Origin of the sequence: Paraflavitalea sp. CAU 1676 (genome assembly GCF_029223285.1) — a bacterium.
Lineage (GTDB): Bacteria > Bacteroidota > Bacteroidia > Chitinophagales > Chitinophagaceae > Paraflavitalea.
On sequence record NZ_JARHUJ010000022.1, the window covers coordinates 1 to 1,320 of the forward strand.

Consider the following 1,320-nt stretch of genomic DNA (forward strand, 5'->3'; position numbering starts at 1 on the left):
GGGTGTCTCAAAATTTGAGGCGCCCTTTTTTCTTTTATGGCGCTGTGTGGAGTTTTACTGTGATGGTCTCGGGATTGGGCAGTAGTTTAATGTGAGGACCGGTTAACTCAAGTCTTTGAGGGAGTAATTTCTTCGACTATGGCCTTTTTTCAGGCAACTTTCTTTCTGAGGTTGTGCGCCAGGGCCAGCAGGCCGGTCTCTATCGATACTTTTTCAATACCTCGGAGCATAAATCTTTTGAAGTGATGGTTGTGTTTGATGTTGGCAAACGCAGGTTCCGTATCGAAGCAGCGTTGTTTACGTTTTTGCAGGCCTCGCTTTGTCTTTAGCCGCTTTTCTGCTGCCTTTTTCAATCGGACATTGTTCAGGGACACTTCTATGATCCGATTTTCTTCCTGAGTATTGCAGACACCATTCAAAATGCAGCCTTTACAGTCTTTAGCCTGGTATTTATCCATAATCTGAGGATAGCCTGCTTTGGTTTCTACTATTGTCCAACTTTTGTGCTGCATAGGCTCACCTATCGGACATAAGAACTGGTTGTTTTCAGCATCATATTGCAATTGGTCAACTGAAAATGATTGTTTGCGTCGCAAAGTCTCATTTTGCATCCGGTCAAACTGATTGTACTTAATGTAAGCTGTTATCCTCTTTTTCTCCAGCCACTGATAATTTTGTTCGCTGCCATAGCCGGCGTCGGCCGTAATGTTTGCAGGCTTTTGTCCAAACTGTTCTATATGTTGTTGGACGTGACCAATGAGGGTGTTCGTATCGTTTGCATTCTGGTGTACGCTATAGGATGCGATGTATTGGTTATTGGTACTGATCTGTACATTGTAGCCAGGCTTTAATTGGCCATTTTTCATATGATCCTCCTTCATTCTCATGAAGGTTGCATCGTTGTCGGTCTTGCTATAACTACTCCTGTTTTCCCCTAGTATCCTCTCCTGCTGTTCGTATCTGTCCAAGGTTGCCGGCCAGTTCTTTTTGGCATAATTCAACTTTTGACGGACCTCTTTGCTTACGTCTTTATCCTTCAGAGCTGCATTGATACTGTCGATGGTCTGATTAACTTTTTCACTATCTATCTTATCGAAGCCAGAAGGGTCAGTGTCATTCAGTTCGAAAGCCGCTACCGACTGTGCATACTGCCACAGCTCGTTTAATTGCTGCTTCATCTTTTCCCGGTTGGCTTTCATAGAATTGCCCCACACAAACGTGTACCGGTTGGCATTGGCTTCTATTTTGGTTCCGTCGGTATAAAGCTCCTTAATACTTAACAGGCCCTCCTCGCAAAGCAACAGCACCACCTGGGTAAAG

The 1,320-nt window shown here is 44.2% G+C and carries 1 protein-coding gene; it reads right to left on the bottom strand.

Annotated elements, in window-relative coordinates:
• Window positions 1–149: 149 nt before the first annotated feature.
• The coding region (locus P2H89_RS35405) for an IS1182 family transposase (protein WP_275836328.1) at window positions 150–1,320 on the bottom strand (1,171 nt) is incomplete at its 5' end.